A 17,772-nucleotide genomic window follows, 5' to 3' on the forward strand; every position below is an offset into this window, starting at 1 on the left:
CGGGGCGCCGTGGAGCACAGGGAGCTGTCAGGCGTTCGCCTTCGCCCAGCGGCGGGACATGAGCGCGCCGACGATCAGCGCCGCGAACACGATCAGCGCACGGATGATCTCCGCGATCAGGTAGATCAGCGAGAAGAGCCCGGCCGTGCTGTAGTCGGCGTTCGCGGCGATCAGGAGGAGGATCCCGTAGAGGATCCAGTACGCGATGACTGCGAGGACCAGCGTCGCCAGGACGATGATCGCGCCGGTCCGGCCACGGCCGGATGCCTGGACCGCGACCATCACGGCCAGGACGATCAGGGCGAGGGTGACGAGCCCGTTGGCCAGCAGGCCCAGGATCCCCAGGACGCCGCCGACGCCGACCGTGGTCGCGGAGCCGGTGGCGCCTCCCGCGAACTGCACGGCGACGACGATCACGTTGGCGATCAGCCGCACGGCGACCACGGCGAGCACCGCGTAGAACATCCAGGTGATGAGCTTCGCGACGTTCGACCCGCCGCCGACGGCGCCCGGGGCGCCGGCGCTCGCGAAGCCCTGGGAGCCGGCGGCACCGGGGTACCCGCCCGGCGCGGGCGGCGGGGAGGCCTGGCTCCACTGCTGCGCCGGGGAGGCCGGCGGCGCGGACGGCTCGCCCCACTGCGGCTGCGCCGGCGAGGCGGCGGGCTGGGGCTGCGCGGACGGCTGCCCGCCCCACTGCGCCTGCTCACCCTGCTGTGGAGCCGGGCCGGAGGGCTGCTGCCCCCACTGCGGCGCGGCCGGCGGCGGGGAGGGCTGGCCCCACTGCGGCTGCTGCGGCTCCTGGCCCTGCGGCCCCCACTGGCCCTGCTGGCCGCCCTGCGGTCCGTACCCCTGCGTCATGCGTCTCCCTCATGGCCCCGCCGCGTCGGCGGGGCCGTCGTCGTACGGCGCCGCGGCGGCGCCCGGTCCAGCGTATCGGGCGCCGCCGAGGCGCGACTCGTGCGCGGGTGACGGTGCGGTCTCGATCCGGGCGTCCGCCGTCCGGACCGGGGAGGTCAGGCGGAAAGCTTCTTCTTGGCGGTGGAATGCACGAAGAAGGCGCCCAGGAGGATCACCGCGCCCATCAGCACCGCGCGGACGATGTCCACGCCGTAGACCAGGCGGAAGTGGGAGGCGGTGAGCTCGCCGCTCGCGTCCACCGCGCCGGAGGCCGCGAGCACGATGCCCATCACGATCGAGAGGATCCAGTACAGGATCGTGGCGACGGGGATGCCGACGGCGACGAGGACGCCGCCGAGACGGGCCCGGCCCCGGCCCATGACCGCTGCGACGATGCCGAGGACCATCACCACGAGGCTGACCAGCAGGTTCGCGATGTACAGCAGCAGCAGGACGAGGCTCGAGCCGATCGCGAGACCGCCGGTGATCTCCCCGCCGGCGCTCGAGGATGCGATCCCGTCGGCACCGACGATCGCGGCGAGGTCGATGCCCACCCGGATCGCCAGCAGCAGCACGGCGCCGATGAGCAGCACCATGCCGAGCGTCTTCACACGAGGCCAGTTCACGCCTTCGGCGGAGACCGAGGGCACGGCACCGACTGCGCCGGGGTAGCCGCCCGACCCCGGGCCGGGGGAGCCCTGCCCCCAGCCCGGGGAGGCCGGGGCCGCCGAGCCCTGGCTCCACTGCTGCGGCGATGCACCCTGCCCGTCCCACTGGCTCTGCGGCGGCTGACCGGGCTGCGGCGGCTGACCGCCCCACTGCCCCTGCTGGCCGCCCTGCGATCCGTACCCCTGAGTCATGCGTCCCCCTCGAGCCCCGCTCTGCGCGGGGCAGGTCTTATGGCGCCGCGCTGACGCCTTGGCCAGGGTATCGGGCGGGAAGGTCCGGTGGTCTCCTCGCGGGCTGCGAGGGGACCACCGGCCCCGAGGAGCTCAGCTCCCCGCAGGCGCGAAGCGGATCCGGAAGCTCTCCTCCCGGGCGGTCAGCACGTGCTGGGGCAGCGGCTGCGGACCGCAGGCCGCCGAGCCCACGCCGTGCAGCGCCGCCGAGAGGGTCACCCAGGTGCGGCCGTCGGGACGCAGCGCCCCGTCGTGGGCGCGGGCGTCGAGCTCCGCGGTCGACCACGGCCGTACCGCGAGGCCGAGACCCTCCGGCGCGGTGAGCTCGAGGCCGGAGCCCGCCTCCCCGCGGCTCAGCACGGCCCGCACCACGCCCGCACGGTTGCCGTTCTCCTGCGGGAACACGTACGGGACCTGCAGCTCCTCGACGCTCGCGGTGCGGCGTGCGAAGGTGGTGCCGCCGCCGGTGTCCGGGTACATCTCGTGCGGGCCGAAGCCCTCGTACTCCACCTCGCCGGGCGCCGCCGGCAGTGCGAAGCTCCAGCCGATCCGCGGCAGCGGCAGGTCCTCGGGCCACAGCGCCGACGGGGTCACCGTCACCGCGAGCTCGACCCCGTCCGCATCGGCGCGCCAGGACTCGGTGACGTCGGCGTGCAGGGCGTTGCCGTCCAGGCCGATCCGGGAGCGGACCACGAGCTGCTCGGCGCCCGCCTCGATCCCGACCAGACGGCGACGGGCGACGTCCAGCCCGATCCGCTTCCACCGTGCCTCGAGCGGGTAGCGGGTGCGGGCCCGCTCGTTGTCCACCGGGGCGCGGTACAGGTCCGCCCCCGCGTGCTCGAGGGCGAGCTCGCCGAGGCCGACGAGCCGGCCCAGGTCGTCCAGGCGCGCGGGCCCCACCTGCCAGGTGCCGTCGGCCGCCTGCTGCGGCGCGATCGCCGCGGCGGGGGCCGGGGTGACCGAGGCGGCCAGACGCTCCGCGTCCACGTGCGAGGCCGCGACGATCTCGTGCCCGGCCGGGACCGGCCCGTCGGCTTCCCGGGTCGTGAGGCGAACCGTCACCGCGGCGTGCTCGCCCTCCGGCAGCGCCAGCTCGGTGCTCTGGCCCGGGGCGAGGGCCGGCAGCTCGATCTCCTGCCAGCTCGCCTGCAGGTCGGTGGAGACCTCGGCGCGCAGGTGGGAGAGGTCCGAGAAGGCGTAGCGGTTCACGATGCTCGCCGTGGCGGCGCCGACCTCGAGGCCGACGGGGGAGTAGTGGTGCTTCGCGTCGAGCAGCGCCGGGGACGGGGTGCGATCGGGCAGCAGCAGCCCGTCGGCGACGAAGTTCCCGTCGTGCAGGCGCTCGCCGAAGTCGCCGCCGTAGCCGTAGATCTCGTTGCCCTCTGCGTCGGTGGTGACGATGCCGTGGTCGATCCATTCCCAGATGAAGCCGCCGTGCAGCGCCGGGTAGCGGTGGACGAGGTCCATGTACTCCTTCAGGGCGCCCGCGCCGTTGCCCATCGCATGCGCGTACTCGATCCACAGGAAGGGCTTCGACAGCGCCGGCATCGGCGACTCGTCGGAGCCGAAGCCCGCCTCGCCCGGGTCCACGCCCAGGTGGTGCAGCATCCCGATGAGCTTCTCGCGGTACTCCTCGGTCAGCGCCCGACGGCCGATCTGCTCGGTCTCGTCATGGGTGGGGTACATCAGCGAGAAGACGTCCACGGTCTCGGCGCGGTAGTCCTGCTCGTAGATGACGGGGCGGGTCGGGTCCGTGGCGCGGACCGTCTCGATCATCGCCTCGGTGACCGGGCCGGTGGAGGCCTCGTTCCCGATCGACCACATGACGATCGAGGCGTGGTTGCGGTCCCGCAGCACGAAGCGCTCGGACCGCTCGCACAGCATCGGGCGGAAGCGGTCGTCCGCCGCCGGACGCTCGGCCGCGCCGGTGCCGTCCTCGCCCCAGGTGGAGTCGACGTGGAAGCCGTGCGTCTCGAAGTCGCCCTCGCAGATCACGTACAGGCCCGCTTCGTCGCACACCTCGAGGAAGCGCTGGTGGGGCGGGTAGTGGGAAGTGCGCACGGCGTTGAGGTTGTGCTGCTTCATCAGCGCGACGTCCAGGTCCTGGTTCTCCAGGTGCTGGGTGCGGCCGACGACCGGATCCGCCTCGTGACGGTTCACGCCGCGGAACACGATCCGCTCGCCGTTGACGCGGAAGATCTCCCCGTCCACCTCCACGCGGCGGAAGCCGAGCTTCAGCGTCACCGTCTCGGTGCCGGCGTCGGTGGAGACGCTCGCCTCGTACAGCCGCGGCGACTCCGCGCTCCAGGGGGAGACCCCGCCGGCGGCGATCTCGGTCCCGTCGGCCGCGGCCTCGATCCCGAGCTCCGGGATCCGCACCGTCGCGGGGACGATCTCGCCGCCGGCGCCGTAGGCGGTGGCGGTGAGGGTGCCACGGCCGGTCGCGGGGTCGAAGTCCGCATGGGTCGCGAGGTCGTGGATCCCGCCGGCGGGGCGCAGCAGCAGGTCCACGGAGCGGAAGATGCCCGAGGCCCACCACATGTCCTGGTCCTCGACATAGGTGTTCGCCGACCACTGCACGACCCGCACGTCCAGGCGGTGCTCGCCCGGGGCCGAGAGGGCGTCGGTGACGTCGAACTCCTGGGTCAGGCGCGAGCCGGAGGTCACGCCGATCTCGGTGCCGTCGATCCAGACCTTCGCCGCGGAGTCCACGCCCTGGAAGCGCAGCAGCACCTTCGCGCCGGAGTCGAGGGAGTCGGCCCATTCGGCGGGGACGGTGACGGTGCGGGAGTAATGGCCGGTCGGGTTCTCGTCCGGGACGTGGGGGACGTCCATCGGGATCGGGTAGACGACGTTGGTGTACTGCGGGGCGCCGTGGCCCTGCAGCTGCCACAGGCCCGGCACGGCGATCTCGCCGGGCTCGCCCAGGTCGGTGCCGTCGGCGCGGGTGCCATAGCGGAACTCCCAGGTCCCGTCGAGGCTCAGTGCGGGGGCGTCGGAGTGCAGGTGCGCGCGGCCGCGCAGGCGGTTGCGGCCGCCGGCGAGGTCCTCCCACCAGCGGTCGGTGCGGTCGGCGGGAGGCAGGGCGGCGTCCTGGGGTGCGGTGTGCCCGGCGCGGGCGTCCGGGGTGGCGGGGGTGCTCATCGGTGAGTCTCTCCTGGGTCGGCGGGGCGGTCACGAGACGGTGTCGTGAACGTTCACGAACGAGTGTACCCACGCCTACTCGGCGGTGAGGGCCGATGGCCGGGGGCGGTCCGGGCCGGGCGGGGGACTGGGGCGGGGCAGGCGCGCGGCCCGTCGCACGCTCCGAGAGCTGCATCAGGACCGTCACCGAGGCGGCCGGCTTGGTGATGGTCCTGATGCAGCACCGGGCGACGGCGCAGGGGAAGGCCCGGCATCGGCCGGAGTCGAGGCCCTGCATCGAAGCGGGGAGCGGACCGCTAGACTCGCTGACCGTGACCACGACCGAGCCGAACCGGTGGACGGACCGCCGCAGCGACGCCGTGTCCGCGCGCAAGGAGGCCTACGAGCAGCTGCGCCGGGCCAGCACCTGGCGCCTGCTCGCCGCGACGAAGGCCCCGGCGGTGCTCGCGATCCTGCAGGCCACCTTCCCGTCCGGCGATCGTCGGCTGCCGCGCAGCGAGCTCATCGCCCGCGTGGGCGCGCACCTCTCGCTGCTGCACGACGACGAGGGCCCGGCCGACGGGACCTCCACGGCGGACGGAGCCGCCTCGGCCGACGGCGCCGAGGACGAGGCGCGCGGCGGGCGCAGCGCCGCCGAATACGTCGACGGGTGGGTGCGCGAGGGCTACCTGACCCGTCGCGACGACCCCCAGCGCACCGAGACGACCTTCGAGCCGAGCCCCGCCACGATCGACGCGATCCAGTTCATCGCCTCGCTCGAGGAGCACCGGCCGACGACCACCCAGTCGCGTCTGCAGCTGGTCATCCAGCAGTTCGACCGCCTCGCCCAGGAGACGGAGACCGACCGCGACGTGCGGCTCGCCGATCTCCAGCGTCGCCGCGAGCGGATCGAGCAGGAGATCCGCGAGCTCGCCGAGGGTGAGCTGATGCTCCCCAGCGCCGAGGCGTCGGTGGACCGCCTGCGGGACATCCTGCAGATCGCCCAGGAGCTCTCGGGCGACTTCCTCCAGTACCGCGAGGACCTGCGCGCCGTGGACCTGCACCTGCGCGAGCAGATCCTCTCCCCGGAGGGCTCGCGCGGCGAGATCCTCGAGCAGCTGCTGGCCGGGGACGACCTGCTGGGCCAGTCGACCGTCGGCCGCACCTTCACGGCCTTCTTCCGCATGCTCAACGACCCTGCGCAGACCCGTGCCACGCAGGAGCTCGTGGACCGTCTGCTCGAGCGGGACTTCTCCCGCTCCCTCTCCCGGGACGAGCGCGAGCGCCTCGCCAACGTGTTCAGCGACCTCTACGAGCCGGCGCAGGAGGTGCTGGACGTCAAGACGGAGCTGTACCGCTCGCTGGCCCGCTTCGTGCGCTCCCAGGACTTCCGCCAGCACCGGGTGCTGCTTGAGGCCCTCCAGGAGGCGCAGGGACTGGCTCTGGCGCAGAAGGACGAGGTGCCCACCCGCACCCCCTTCCCGCTCGAGCTCGACCTCTCGCGGGTCCAGATCTCCTCCGGCTCCCAGCACCGGCTGAAGGACCCCACCGATCCGGGCGCCCCCGCGGAGGCCGAGGTGCACGATGCGACGTCTCTCAGCGTCGAGGTGCTCCAGGACCTCGTGCGCACCAACGACATCGATCTCGTCGGCCTCACCTCCCACGTCAACGACGTGCGCGGCCGCTCCGGCCAGGCCTCGATCGGCGACATCCTGCGGGAGAAGCCTGCCGAGCAGGGGCTGGCGAGCGTGATCGGGCTGATGTTCCTCGCGACCACGCATGCGCAGGAGCGCGAGGGCTCCACCGAGATCGTCACCTGGCGGGAGCTGGACGGCAACGACTACGCCGCCCGCGTCCCCTCGTTCTACTTCCTGGACGACGTCCCGGTGGAGTGAGCCCCGACGGGGCGAGGGGCGGCGCCCTCAGCCCTTCGACATGCGCCGGCGTATGCCCTCCTGCACCTCGGGCGGAAGGTCCTCGAAGCGCTCGCCCGGACGCGGCGCGGGCCAGCCGGGGATCTCGGTGCGGTGTGAGTCCTTCTCCCCGGACAGACGGCCCGGGGGCAGAGCGGTGCGCGGCACGTCCGCGGCGCCCGGGACCCGGGCCGCGACCAGCAGCGGGGTGAGGGCGCCGACGAGACGCTCCGCGGAGCCGGTGAGCGCGAACATCTCGATGGTCCCGCCGAGCGCGGCGGCGATGTCGCTCTCGACCAGGCGACCGTCCTGCAGACGACCGCTGCGGCGCGCCCGGAACGTGACTCCGAGGCGGGACAGGGGAGTGATCATCTCGCCGCTCTCGAACGCGCTCAATTCGGCGGCGCGTAGATAGGCGCGCAGGTTCGACCAGGTACGGATCGTCGAGGCGTCGATGTCGGCGTGGAACAGCACAGTGGGCGCGACGCGGGGGACGAAGGGGCCCATGACGATCGCCCGGTCGGTGAGGAGCATCCGGTGGCGGCGCAGGAACCAGGTCAGCGGAAGCGAGGCCAGGAGCCAGACCAGCACCAGCCCTATGGCCACGGCGCCAGGACTTCCGGTGGCCACGAGGGGTGCGGCGAGCAGGAGGGGGGCCAGCCACAGCACGGCCCAGACCAGCGCCGAATAGTGCATCCGGAATTGGGCCCGTGGTGTGCAGACCAGGTGCTCGGCGCCGCGCAGCGAGGGGCTCATGCGCCTGCCTCCTTCAGCTCTGCGAGGGCCGGTGCGGCGTCGGCCCGAAGCTGCTCGAGGTCCGCGCCGAAGTCCTTCATCCGGCAGCCGAGCCCGTTCGGCTTCACCACGATCCCCTCCTCCTGCCAGTGGGGAAGGGCACGGGCGAGCAGCGGATGGTCGCCGGAGGCGTTCGTGACGCGCCACCACGGCGTCGACGAGCCCCAGGTGCCCATGATCCGTCCCACCAGACGCGGGCCGACGCCGACGATCGCGCCCACCTCCCCGTAGGCGGCGACGCGTCCCGGCGGGATCGCCTCGACCACGCGCAGCACCCGCTCGACCGTGAGGTCATCCATGCGGGTGCGGGTCGTGCGCTCGGGCATGGCCGACAGTCTGGCACGCGGCTCCGGACGATCCGCGGCACCGGACCGAATGCGGGCCCGAACAGGGAGCGACCCCGGCGCCGAGGGGCGCCGGGGTCGGGTCCACGGTCAGGAGGGGTCAGCGACGTGCGCCCCCGCCCTCGCCGTCGATGCCGTCCTCAGGGGCACCGAACTCCGGAGCCTTCGGCGGGAGATCGCCGTTCTGGTCCCGCAGCTGCTGCTCCTGGCGGAAGAAGGGATCGTCCTCGAACTCACCCTGTCGCGACTCCTGGGTCTGGAAGCCGTCCTGGCGACCGTCGCGGCTGTCCAGGGGGCGGAACTCGTCCTGGTGGCGAGCACCGTCCTGCGGAACCGCCGGATCTGCCCCGGCCGGACGGAACTCCGGACCGTCCTGGGGCTGCGAGGCCTGTCGATCGGCGCCGAGCCGGTCCTGATCGACGCTGAGCCGATCCTGCTCCGTGCCGCGCCGGTCCGCGGAGCCGCCGGACCAGTCCTGCGCGACGGGAGGCTCCATGCCCGAGCGGTCCTCGGCGCGCGCCGGCTGATCGCCCACGCGGTCGTCGCGGACGCCGCGCTCGTCGCGCTCCGTCCCGGCCCGGCCGAGGTCGCCGGTCTCGTCCGTGGAGCGGACCGGGTCGTGGCGGTCCGCCTCGGAACGGGCGGCGTCGTCGCGATCGACGTCGTTGCGATCGGCTTCGCCGCGGTCGACGGCGGACCGGTCGACGTCGCTGCGGTCCACCGCCGACTGATCGATGCGCTGCGGGTCGGCCTGCTGCCGACCCGCGGAGTGATCGTTCAGGTCATTCCGGCGGTCCGCATCGTGCCGGGCCACGTCCTGCTGATCGATGTCGTGACGGTCGATCGACTCGTCGCGGACCGGGCGCTGCTCGGCCCGGTGGGCCTCGCCCTCGTAGCCGGCCCCGACGGGATGGTCGGTCGCGCGGGCCTCGCCGGCCCCGACGGGACGGCCGGCCTCACGGACCCCGGCGGCCCCGCCGTCGCGAACGGCCCCGTCCCGATCCAGGCCCTCGTGGGCGCGGTCATCGCGGGCCGGGTCGACAGGGGCGCGATCCTCGGGAGTCCGGTCCTCTCGGGCACCTCCCTCGCGGACGTCGCCCTCGGGGTTCCGGTCGTCGCGCGGCTCCTGCTCGGTGCGAGCGGCGCGACGGCCGTGCGGACGCTCGTGCGACGACGCGTCGTCGGCCACTGCGGAGCGATCCTTTGAAGCGCGATCCTCCGGCGAGCCGCCATTCGCGGCGGCCGCCCCGGCGGCGACGCCGGCCGTGCCTGCGACACCGGCCGCGGCTGCGGTCCCGGCCCCGCTGCGGTGCTCGTCCTCGCGCTGCACGGGTCGCTCATCGCCCCGGACGGTGCGCTGGTCGTCGCGAGCGGAGCGATCGTCGGCAGCGCGGTCATCGACGCGTCGGCCGTCGGCCGCACGTTCGTCGGACATGCGCTCGCCAGCCGTGCGGTCGTGGCCCGCAGCGCCTGCGGCCGGCGCGGTGCGGTCCCCGTCGCGGGGCGTGGGGGAATCGGGGTCCAGGCGGTCCGCCTCGGCGCGCTGCTCCTCGAGGGCGCTGCGCTCCTGGTCGACCTCCTGGCGCTGCGTCTCGGCCTCGCTCCGGCGACGCTCGGCGGCGAGCTGCTCCTGCTCGGCCGCGTTCGCCTTCCGCTCGGCCTCGAGACGGGCCCTGTCGGCCTCGATCTCGGACTCGCGGGCCTTCAGATCGCGCTCCTGGACGGACTGCTCCTTCTGAGCGGCCTGCTCGCGGATCTCCGAGGCGCGGCGTCGATCCTCCTCCTGCTGTCGCTGCTTGCGACGCTTCGAGGCGTTCGCGCCCACGACGATCAGGACGATGACGACGATCAGGACCAGCAGGATGATCCCGACGATCACTGGGGTGGACAGGTCGGTCATGGTCGGCTCCTCACCGCTCGACTGCTCCACCGCCGGGCGGCGGAGCGCGCCCCGGACGGGGGTCCCGGCACAGGGCGATGCCCCGATTCCACCAGACCGAGACGGATCCGGAGCGATTTTCGACCAGCCGATCGGCACGACGTGTCCCGCCGAGCCGTCGACGGGCGCGTCCTGAGCGTGGCGGGGGAGCGGTCGTCCGCCCGTGCCGGTAGCTGTCGGCGCGGCTCAGCGCCGGGGCTCGGCCTCCCCGTCCTGGGGCCTCTCCCAGTTCTGCGCCGGGGCGAGCTCCTCCTCGACGGTCCGGGCCTCGGAGCGCTCGCTCAGCAGCGGACGCGAGGCGCGGCGACCATGGCGCTCCCACCAGGGCCGCGGATCATCGTCGATGGGCGCCGGGTCCGAGGGTGCCGACGGGTCCTCCTCCACCGCGCCGGCGGGCGCGGCCCCCGTCGCCTCGGCGGACGAGGGAGAAGGGCCGGCGGGATCGGCACTCGCGTCGGAGACCGTCGGTCCATCGCTCGAGGTGTCGCCCGGCCGTGCGGCCGATGCGCCGGTCGAGGACTCCGCGGAGGCGCCGCCCTGCGTCGCTCCGGTGCCGACCGGACCCTGCTCGTCCCGTCGGCCGCGCGCCACGAGGACGCCGAGCACGACCAGCACCAGCAGGACGACCGCCAGGATCGCGAGAACAGCGGGCACGGGCAGATCGGACATGACGGCTCCTCGTGGTTTCGGCGGGCCGCAGGCGGTCCGTCCCGCCCGGGCATCCCCCGATTCCACCCGATCGATGTCCGTTGTGGGTGGATTTCTCGCCAGTCGGTCGAAGTGCCCCGCACTGTCCGGGCGCCCGCTCGTCGCGCCCCGCGCCGGTAGGCTGTCTGGCCGTGACCAGTCCTGCGCACCGCACCGAACCCGACGACCACGCGCCCGGCGAGGAGGCGAGCCCCTCCGTGCCCGGCGGCGCGCTCGTGGACGAGTCCCGCCGCGTGCTCGTGCACCTGCTCCAGGGCCCCTTCCTCGACGGGCGCCGCGACGGCGGCCGCTACGCGCAGCTGCTGCGGGACCGGGGCGCGATCGAGGCCCGGCTCGCCGACCTCTTCCTCGAGCTGATCGTCGACGACGACGCCCAGGTCGCCTTCGTGCGCCAGAGCGAGGACGACCCCGACGCCCCGAAGCTCCTGCGTCGTCTGACCGGCATGAACCGGCTCGACTCCGTGCTGCTGCTCGTGCTGCGCCAGATGCTTTTGACCCAGTCCTCCCGTGGCCAGCGCACCGTCGTCTCCGAGGCTGAGATCCAGCAGGCGCTGGCCGCCTATCGCCGCACCACCTCCACCGACGAGGCCGGCTTCGCCAAGGAGGTCCGCGCCTCGATCGCGAAGGTCCAGCGTGCCGGACTGCTGGACGAGCAGGGCGATGACTTCGAGGTCTCCCCGGTGCTGCGGCTGATGATCGGGCCCGATACGGCGCGCGAGTTCATCTCCCTGTACCGGCAGGCCGGGGTCGACGGGCTCGAGGACCCCCGCGACGCTGAGGATGTGGACGGCGCGGACGACGAGGACGGGGCGGCGTCGACCGACTGATGAACGGCGTGATCTGAGCTGATCCACGGCGTGATCTGAGACGCATTCCTGTCGGGCTGCGCGGCTGTGACCGGGACGGTTGTCTCGCGGCCCCGGACGCAGGCCCACAGAGGTGCTCTCGGCAATTGAGTGACGCGAGAGTTGCGTAATAAGGTCAGGCTCACCTCACCCCTGGACCGGGGGTGCCGAGAGAAGGATCGCCCCATGCCGAGCTCGTTCACGCGCCGCTCCGTCGTGCTCACCGCCCTCGCGCTGCCCGCACTCGCCGCCTGCAGCGGCGGCGACGTCGCCGGCACCGACGCCTCCGACGCGGGCGGCAGCTCCGGCGCCGCGGCCGACTCCTTCCCGGTGACCGTCGAGCACCTCTACGGCACCACCGAGATCGCCGCGGAGCCCGCCCGCATCGCGACCGTCTCCTGGGTCAACGCCGACACCGCCCTCGCCCTGGACATCGTCCCCGTCGGCCTCCCGCTGGTCGAATGGGGCGGCAACGACAACCAGTCCACCGACTGGATCGATGCCAAGCTCGAGGAGCTCGGCGCCTCCTGGGGCAGCGAGAACGCCCCGACCACCTACTCCGAGGCCGACGGCGTCAACACCGACGAGATCGCCGCGCTGACCCCGGACCTGATCATCGCCGCCTACTCCGGCCTCACCGAGGAGGAGTACGCGACCCTCAGCAAGATCGCGCCGACCATCGGCCCGCTCGCCGCGAACTACACCGCCTCCTGGGAGGAGGTGCTGACCGCCGTCGGCGCCGCCACCGGCCGCAGCGACGCCGCCGCCGAGCTCGCCGAGCAGCTCACCGCCGACCTCGCCGCCGTCGGCGAGGAGAACCCGGCCGTGGCCGAGTCGACCTTCATCGCCGCGAGCCTGTCCACCACGGACCACACCATCTCGATCTACTCCGGCGACGACACCCGCCCGCGCTTCTTCACCGCGCTCGGCATGACCCAGGCCGAGGTCGTCACCGAGAACACCGCCGACGAGAACACCTTCTACTTCGACTGGTCCGCCGAGCGCGGCGACGAGCTCGTCTCCGACGTCCTCTACACCTGGGCCGCTGCCGGCGACACCGTCGAGACCTTCCAGGACGATCCGCTGTTCGCCCAGATCCCCGCGGTCGCCAGCGGCGCCCTCGTCCTCACCCCCGACGACCACCAGACCCTCTCGATCTCCGCGGCGAGCGTGCTGAGCCTGCCCTGGGCGCTCGAGAACGTGGTCCCCTCCGTGATCGAGGCCGCGCAGACGGCCCAGGCCTGAGCGGTGCCCGCCCGCCCCACCCTGCTCGCGACCGCCGGGGCCCTCGCGGCCCTGGCGGTCGCCTGCGTGCTCTCCCTGCTGGTGGGCGCCCGCACCGTCCCCCTCGACGCGGCCTGGCAGGCCGCGCTCGCCTTCGACCCGGGCAGCGCCGACCACGTGGTCCTCGCCAGCCGCCTGCAGCGCACCCTCGCCGGGCTCGCCGTCGGCGTGGCCCTGGCGCTCGCCGGCGCCGGGCTGCAGGGCATGACCCGCAACCCGCTGGCCGATCCCGGGATCCTCGGACTGAACTCCGGCGCGGCCGCGGCCGTGGCCACCGGCGTCTACCTCTTCTCCTTCTCGAGCGTCACCCAGTTCATGGCGGCGGGCTTCGTGGGCGCGGCCCTCGCCGCCGTGCTCGTCTACGCCCTGGCCGCCGCGAGCCGCACCGGCGCCACCCCGATCACCCTCGCGATCGCCGGCGCCGCCGTCACCGCGGGGCTCGGCTCCCTCGTCCACGCCCTCGTGATCCTCGACCAGGGGGCGCTGGACCGGATGCGGCTGTGGCAGGTGGGCACCCTCGGCGCCCGCGACCTCGGTGACCTCGCGGCCGTCGCGCCCGCCCTGCTGATCGGGGCCGTGATCGTCCTCGGCGCCTCCCGGTCCCTGAACGCCCTCGCCCTCGGCGACGACGCCGCCGCCGGGCTCGGCGTCCACGTGGGCCGCACCCGGGTCGTGCTCGGCGTCGGCATCGTGCTGCTGGTCGGGGCGGCGGTCTCCCTCGCCGGACCGGTCGGCTTCCTCGGCCTGGTGGTCCCGCACGCGGTGCGCCTGCTCGTCGGCTCGGACCACCGCCGCCTGCTGCCGCTCTCGCTGCTGCTCGGCCCCGTGGTGCTGCTGCTGGCCGATGTGGTCGGCCGCGTCATCGCCCCACCCGCCGAGGTGCAGGTCGGCGTGATGACCGCGCTGCTCGGCGTGCCCGTCTTCCTCGTGCTGATCCGGACCCGGAAGCGGGTGGCCCTGTGACCTCGCGCCGTCTCCTCCTCCCGCTGCTGCTGGTCCTGGTCGTGGCGGGCCTGCTCACCGCCAGGGTGCTGCTGGGCACCCCCTTCGTCTACGCCGACCTCGCCGTGCGGGCCGTGCTCGGCGAGCAGATCCCCGGCGTCTCCTTCATCGTCATGGACGACCGCCTGCCCGCTGCGGTCGTCGGCGCGCTCGCCGGGGCGGCTCTGGGCCTGTCCGGCACCGTCTTCCAGACCCTGCTGCGCAACCCCCTGGCCAGCCCCGACGTGATCGGCGTGACCCTCGGCTCCGCCGCCGCCGCGGTGCTGGCGATGGCCGTGCTGGACGCCCAGGGCATGGCGCTGTTCTGGTGGACGCTGCTGGGCGGCCTCGGCACCGCGCTGCTGGTGCTGTGGGTGGCGCGGGCGCACCGACCCGGCGGTCCGGGGGCCGGCGGCGCCGGGGCCGTCGACGACCGCTTCGTGCTGGTGGGCCTCGGGGTCGCCGCCGGCTTCACCGCGGTGATCCAGTACCTGCTCAGCCGGATGGAGTCCCAGCAGGCGGGGGATGCGATGCACTGGCTGGTCGGCTCCGTCGCCGGCGCCACCTGGCCGCGCGCCGCCGTGCTGGCCGGCTCTCTGGTGGTGCTCGTGCCGCTGCTCGCCGCGCTGGTGGGCCGGCTGCGGATCCTGCAGCTGGGGGACGAGACCGCCACCAGCCTCGGCCTGCCCGTGCCCGCCACCCGCATCGCGCTGGTGATCGTGGGCGTGCTGCTGAGCTCCTTCACCGTCGCGGTCGCCGGACCGCTCGCCTTCGTCGCCTTCCTCGCGGGGCCCCTCGCGCGGATGATCGCCGGCCGGCCCAGCTTCCTCCTCGCGGCGCTGCTCGGCGCCGTGCTCGTGCTCGCGGCCGACGTCGCGGGCCAGAACCTCTTCGGCCGGCACGAGATGCCGGCCGGCGTCATCACCGGAGCGCTCGGGGCGCCGTTCCTGCTGTGGATGCTCGTGCGCTCGAAGACCTCCGGAAGTGGAAGGTGATCCCGTGGCCCAGCTGACCGCCCGGAACCTGCAGCTCGCCTACGAGCGACGCGTCGTCGTCGATGACCTCGACCTGACCCTCCCCGAGGGGAAGGTGACGATGATCGTCGGCGCGAACGGCTCGGGGAAGTCGACTCTGCTGCGGGGCCTGTCGCGCCTGCTCCCGCCCCGTCAGGGGTCCGTGCTGCTGGACGGCGCCGACATCCACTCCCTGCGCGGCAAGGAGCTCGCCCGCCGGCTCGGCCTGCTGCCGCAGTCCCCGCTCGCACCCGACGGGGTGACCGTGCGCGAGCTGGTCACCCGCGGCCGCTACCCGCACCAGGGCCTGTTCCCGCAGTGGAGCGACGAGGACGAGCAGGCGGTCGCCGAGGCGCTGGCCCTCACCCGCACCGACGAGCTCGAGGGCCGTCTGCTCGACGAGCTCTCCGGAGGGCAGCGCCAGCGGGTGTGGATCGCCATGGCCCTCGCACAGCGCACCGAGGTGCTGCTGCTGGACGAGCCGACCACCTATCTCGACGTCACCCACCAGCTCGAGGTGCTCGACGTGGTCAGCGAACTGAACCGCACCCGCGGCACCACCGTCGCGATCGTGCTGCACGACCTCCAGCTCGCCGCCCGCTACGCCGACCATCTCGTCGCCGTGCACCGCGGCGCCGTCCACTGCCAGGGCGCCCCGGCCGACGTGATCACCTCGGCCATGGTCAAGGAGGTCTTCGCCCTCAACGCCCTGATCGCCCCCGACCCCGTCACCGGCACCCCGATGGTGCTGCCGCTGGGCCGGGAGGCCGCCCCCGAGACCGCACCCGACGCCGTCGCCTCCCGGGGCGCCGACGGCACCGACCCCGAATCCACACGCCAGGCCGCCGCGGGGACCGCCCCCGGCACGGCCGACGAGTCCGAGGAGGACCCCATGCCCGTCGCCACCGACCAGCACCGCACCGCCGCCCGCGCCTCGGAGGAGCCCGTGCTGGTCCCCGCTCTCGAGGGGAGCCCGCAGCTCGCCTTCACCCTCACGGTCGGCGCCCGCACCATGGTGGGCGAGAACCTCGTGCGCCTGACCCTGACCAGCCCCGAGCTGCGCCATCTCGGCGTGGGCGGGCCGCTGCTGGACGTGCGCATCAAGCTGATCATCCCGGGCCCCGAGGCGAGCGTGGACCACTTCGCCGCGCTGCGCCCCGACGCCGTCTCCGACCCCGACGCCTTCGCGGGCTGGTATCGCGACTGGCTGCAGGTCGACACCGCCGAGCGCGGCTGGATGCGCACCTACTCGATCCGCGAGATGCGCGGCGCGGGCCATCCCGGGAACCTGGGGGAGGACCCCGAGCTGGACATCGACATGGTCCTGCACCTCGAGGAGCCCGTCGTCCCCGGCTCCGGGGTCGCGGCGCGCTGGGCGGCCGCCGCCGAGGTGGGCGACACGATCACGATGCTCGGCCCGAACCGCCGCCTCGTCGGCCCCGACTACGGCGGGATCGAGTTCCGTCCCGGCACCGCCCGGCGCCTGCTGCTGGCCGGCGACGAGACGGCCCTGCCCGCGATCTGCGCGATCCTCGAGACGCTCCCCGTCGGCTTCACCGGCCACGCCTTCATCGAGGTGCCCGACGCCCGGGACGAGCAGCGCGTCCTCTCCCGCTCCGACGTGGAGCTGACCTGGCTCGCCCGCGGCGACGCCCCGCACGGCACGCTCCTCGACCCCGCGGTGCGGCGCCTCCTGGACGAGCGGCCGGAGCTGTGCCAGGACTGCTCCGTCGGCGTGCCCGCCGAGCCGGGCGAGTTCGAGGAGGTCGACATCGACACGTCGATCCTGTGGGAGACCACCGAGGGGCACGGCCCCTTCTACGCGTGGCTCGCCGGGGAGGCGGGGGTGATCACCACCCTGCGCCGCCACCTCGTCAAGGAGCTCGGCGTGGACCGCAAGCAGGTGAGCTTCATGGGCTACTGGCGCAAGGGGCGTGCCGAAGGGTGAGCACGAAGGCGACCCACCCGCGGGGCTGACAGACTCCTCCCATGCGCGCCGTCGTCATCGAGAAGTTCGGTCTCCGTCCTGAGGTCCGCGACCTCCCCGCCCCGTCGGCCCCGCCCGGCGGCGTGGTGCTGGACGTGGAGGCGACGGGGCTGTGCCGCTCGGACCATCACGCCTTCGCCGGTCATGACGACTCGGTGACGCTCCCGCGCGTGCCCGGGCACGAGATGGTCGGCCGCGTCGCCGCGCTCGGGGAGGGTGTCACGTCGGTGCGGGTCGGGGACCGGGCGACCACCCCCTTCGTCGAGGGCTGCGGGCGCTGCCGCTGGTGCCGGCAGGGCGCTGCCCAGATCTGCCCGGACCAGACCCAGCCCGGCTTCACCCACGACGGCTCCTGGGCGGAGCAGGTCGTGATCCGCGCCGCCGACCACAACCTCGTCCCCGTCGGCGAGGAGCTGCCCGCCGAGGCCGTCGTGACCCTCGGCTGCCGCTTCGCGACCGCCTACCGGGCGCTGACCGCCCGCGCCGGGCTCCGCGCTGGGGAGTCCGTCGCCGTGATCGGCTGCGGTGGGGTGGGGCTCTCGGCGATCATGATCGCCGCCTCGCTCGGCGCCCGGCCGATCGCCGTCGACATCGATCCCGGAGCCCTGGCCCTCGCCCGCGAGCACGGCGCGGCGGTGGCCGTGGACTCCCGCGGCCTGGATCCGGCGGCGACGGCGGCGGCGATCGTCGAGGCGGCGGGGGATCGGCCGACGGCGAGCGTCGAGGCGCTCGGCCGCGAGGCGACGACGGACGCGGCGCTGCTCGCCCTCGCGCCGCTCGGACGTCATGTGCAGATCGGGCTGTACGCGGAGCCGCCGCGACTCGCGATCCCTCGCGTGATCTCCCAGGAGCTCGCCGTGCTGGGCAGCCACGGCATGGCCGCCGCGGACTATCCGGGGCTGCTCGCCCTGGTTCGCGAGGGCTCGCTGCGACCGCAGGCCCTCGTCACCCGCACCCTCGACCTCGAGCAGGCCTGCGACGCGCTCGTCGAGCTCGGGGAGCGCACCCCTGCCGGGGTGGGGATCATCCGGCCGTGAGCGGGGC

14 protein-coding genes are annotated in these 17,772 nt (G+C 74.0%); 7 read left to right on the forward strand and 7 right to left on the reverse strand.

The window, feature by feature from the left end:
• Positions 1–27: 27 nt before the first annotated feature.
• The 3 genes from Y09_RS02465 to Y09_RS02475 form a co-directional block, all read right to left on the reverse strand.
• Complete coding sequence (locus tag Y09_RS02465; RefSeq protein ID WP_053916082.1) at positions 28–858, reverse strand: proline-rich domain-containing protein; 831 nt, start codon at positions 856–858, stop codon at positions 28–30.
• Positions 859–1,013: 155 nt separating this feature from the next.
• Positions 1,014–1,757, reverse strand: a complete 744-nt coding sequence (locus Y09_RS02470; RefSeq protein ID WP_234695600.1) for a hypothetical protein — start codon at positions 1,755–1,757, stop codon at positions 1,014–1,016.
• A gap of 132 nt (positions 1,758–1,889) precedes the next feature.
• Positions 1,890–4,940: a glycoside hydrolase family 2 TIM barrel-domain containing protein gene (locus tag Y09_RS02475; RefSeq protein WP_053916084.1), complete on the reverse strand. Its 3,051-nt coding sequence runs from the start codon at positions 4,938–4,940 to the stop codon at positions 1,890–1,892.
• A 311-nt stretch (positions 4,941–5,251) separates the two neighbouring features.
• Between Y09_RS02475 and Y09_RS02480 the strand changes: the two genes are divergently transcribed.
• Positions 5,252–6,814 (forward strand): DUF3375 domain-containing protein, encoded by a 1,563-nt coding sequence (locus Y09_RS02480; protein ID WP_053916142.1) that lies wholly within the window; start codon positions 5,252–5,254, stop codon positions 6,812–6,814.
• Between the two features lie 27 nt (positions 6,815–6,841).
• Here the strand turns inward: Y09_RS02480 and Y09_RS02485 are convergent, their stop codons facing one another.
• The 4 genes from Y09_RS02485 to Y09_RS02500 form a co-directional block, all read right to left on the reverse strand.
• Positions 6,842–7,588, reverse strand: coding sequence for a hypothetical protein (locus Y09_RS02485; RefSeq protein WP_053916085.1), 747 nt, complete (start codon positions 7,586–7,588; stop codon positions 6,842–6,844).
• Positions 7,585–7,953, reverse strand: a complete 369-nt coding sequence (locus Y09_RS02490; protein WP_082358591.1) for an MGMT family protein — start codon at positions 7,951–7,953, stop codon at positions 7,585–7,587. Before Y09_RS02490 ends, Y09_RS02485 begins: the two co-directional genes overlap by 4 nt.
• Positions 7,954–8,071: 118 nt before the next feature.
• A complete protein-coding gene (locus tag Y09_RS02495) occupies positions 8,072–9,871 on the reverse strand; it encodes a hypothetical protein (protein ID WP_053916086.1) in 1,800 nt (599 codons plus the stop codon).
• Between the two features lie 225 nt (positions 9,872–10,096).
• Positions 10,097–10,579, reverse strand: a complete 483-nt coding sequence (locus Y09_RS02500) for a hypothetical protein (RefSeq protein ID WP_053916087.1) — start codon at positions 10,577–10,579, stop codon at positions 10,097–10,099.
• A gap of 170 nt (positions 10,580–10,749) precedes the next feature.
• On the opposite strand from Y09_RS02500, the gene Y09_RS02505 reads away from it, so the two are divergent.
• From Y09_RS02505 to Y09_RS02530, 6 genes are all read left to right on the forward strand, one after another.
• Entirely contained in the window at positions 10,750–11,445 is a 696-nt protein-coding gene (locus Y09_RS02505; RefSeq protein WP_053916088.1) for a DUF4194 domain-containing protein, read from the forward strand.
• 204 nt (positions 11,446–11,649) lie between these two features.
• Positions 11,650–12,708: an ABC transporter substrate-binding protein gene (locus Y09_RS02510; RefSeq protein WP_053916089.1), complete on the forward strand. Its 1,059-nt coding sequence runs from the start codon at positions 11,650–11,652 to the stop codon at positions 12,706–12,708.
• Positions 12,709–12,711: 3 nt separating this feature from the next.
• Positions 12,712–13,710: an iron ABC transporter permease gene (locus Y09_RS02515; RefSeq protein ID WP_053916090.1), complete on the forward strand. Its 999-nt coding sequence runs from the start codon at positions 12,712–12,714 to the stop codon at positions 13,708–13,710.
• Positions 13,707–14,723: an iron chelate uptake ABC transporter family permease subunit gene (locus tag Y09_RS02520; protein WP_053916091.1), complete on the forward strand. Its 1,017-nt coding sequence runs from the start codon at positions 13,707–13,709 to the stop codon at positions 14,721–14,723. Before Y09_RS02515 ends, Y09_RS02520 begins: the two co-directional genes overlap by 4 nt.
• 4 nt (positions 14,724–14,727) lie before the next feature.
• Positions 14,728–16,689: an SIP domain-containing protein gene (locus tag Y09_RS02525; RefSeq protein WP_053916092.1), complete on the forward strand. Its 1,962-nt coding sequence runs from the start codon at positions 14,728–14,730 to the stop codon at positions 16,687–16,689.
• A gap of 41 nt (positions 16,690–16,730) precedes the next feature.
• Positions 16,731–17,765, forward strand: coding sequence for an alcohol dehydrogenase catalytic domain-containing protein (locus tag Y09_RS02530; protein ID WP_053916093.1), 1,035 nt, complete (start codon positions 16,731–16,733; stop codon positions 17,763–17,765).
• The last annotated feature ends 7 nt before the right edge of the window (positions 17,766–17,772 follow it).

This window comes from Brachybacterium sp. SW0106-09 (assembly GCF_001293905.1).
Classification (GTDB): Bacteria; Actinomycetota; Actinomycetes; order Actinomycetales; family Dermabacteraceae; genus Brachybacterium; species Brachybacterium conglomeratum.

Bases quoted from the DNA above. Each gene is read 5' to 3' on its own strand.
- Y09_RS02490 (WP_082358591.1), bottom strand. From the start codon at position 7,953: ATGCCCGAGCGCACGACCCGCACCCGCATGGATGACCTCACGGTCGAG.
- Y09_RS02530 (WP_053916093.1), top strand. From the start codon at position 16,731: ATGCGCGCCGTCGTCATCGAGAAGTTCGGTCTCCGTCCTGAGGTCCGC.
- Y09_RS02470 (WP_234695600.1), bottom strand. From the start codon at position 1,757: ATGACTCAGGGGTACGGATCGCAGGGCGGCCAGCAGGGGCAGTGGGGC.
- Y09_RS02510 (WP_053916089.1), top strand. From the start codon at position 11,650: ATGCCGAGCTCGTTCACGCGCCGCTCCGTCGTGCTCACCGCCCTCGCG.
- Y09_RS02500 (WP_053916087.1), bottom strand. From the start codon at position 10,579: ATGTCCGATCTGCCCGTGCCCGCTGTTCTCGCGATCCTGGCGGTCGTC.
- Y09_RS02475 (WP_053916084.1), bottom strand. From the start codon at position 4,940: ATGAGCACCCCCGCCACCCCGGACGCCCGCGCCGGGCACACCGCACCC.
- Y09_RS02465 (WP_053916082.1), bottom strand. From the start codon at position 858: ATGACGCAGGGGTACGGACCGCAGGGCGGCCAGCAGGGCCAGTGGGGG.
- Y09_RS02495 (WP_053916086.1), bottom strand. From the start codon at position 9,871: ATGACCGACCTGTCCACCCCAGTGATCGTCGGGATCATCCTGCTGGTC.
- Y09_RS02485 (WP_053916085.1), bottom strand. From the start codon at position 7,588: ATGAGCCCCTCGCTGCGCGGCGCCGAGCACCTGGTCTGCACACCACGG.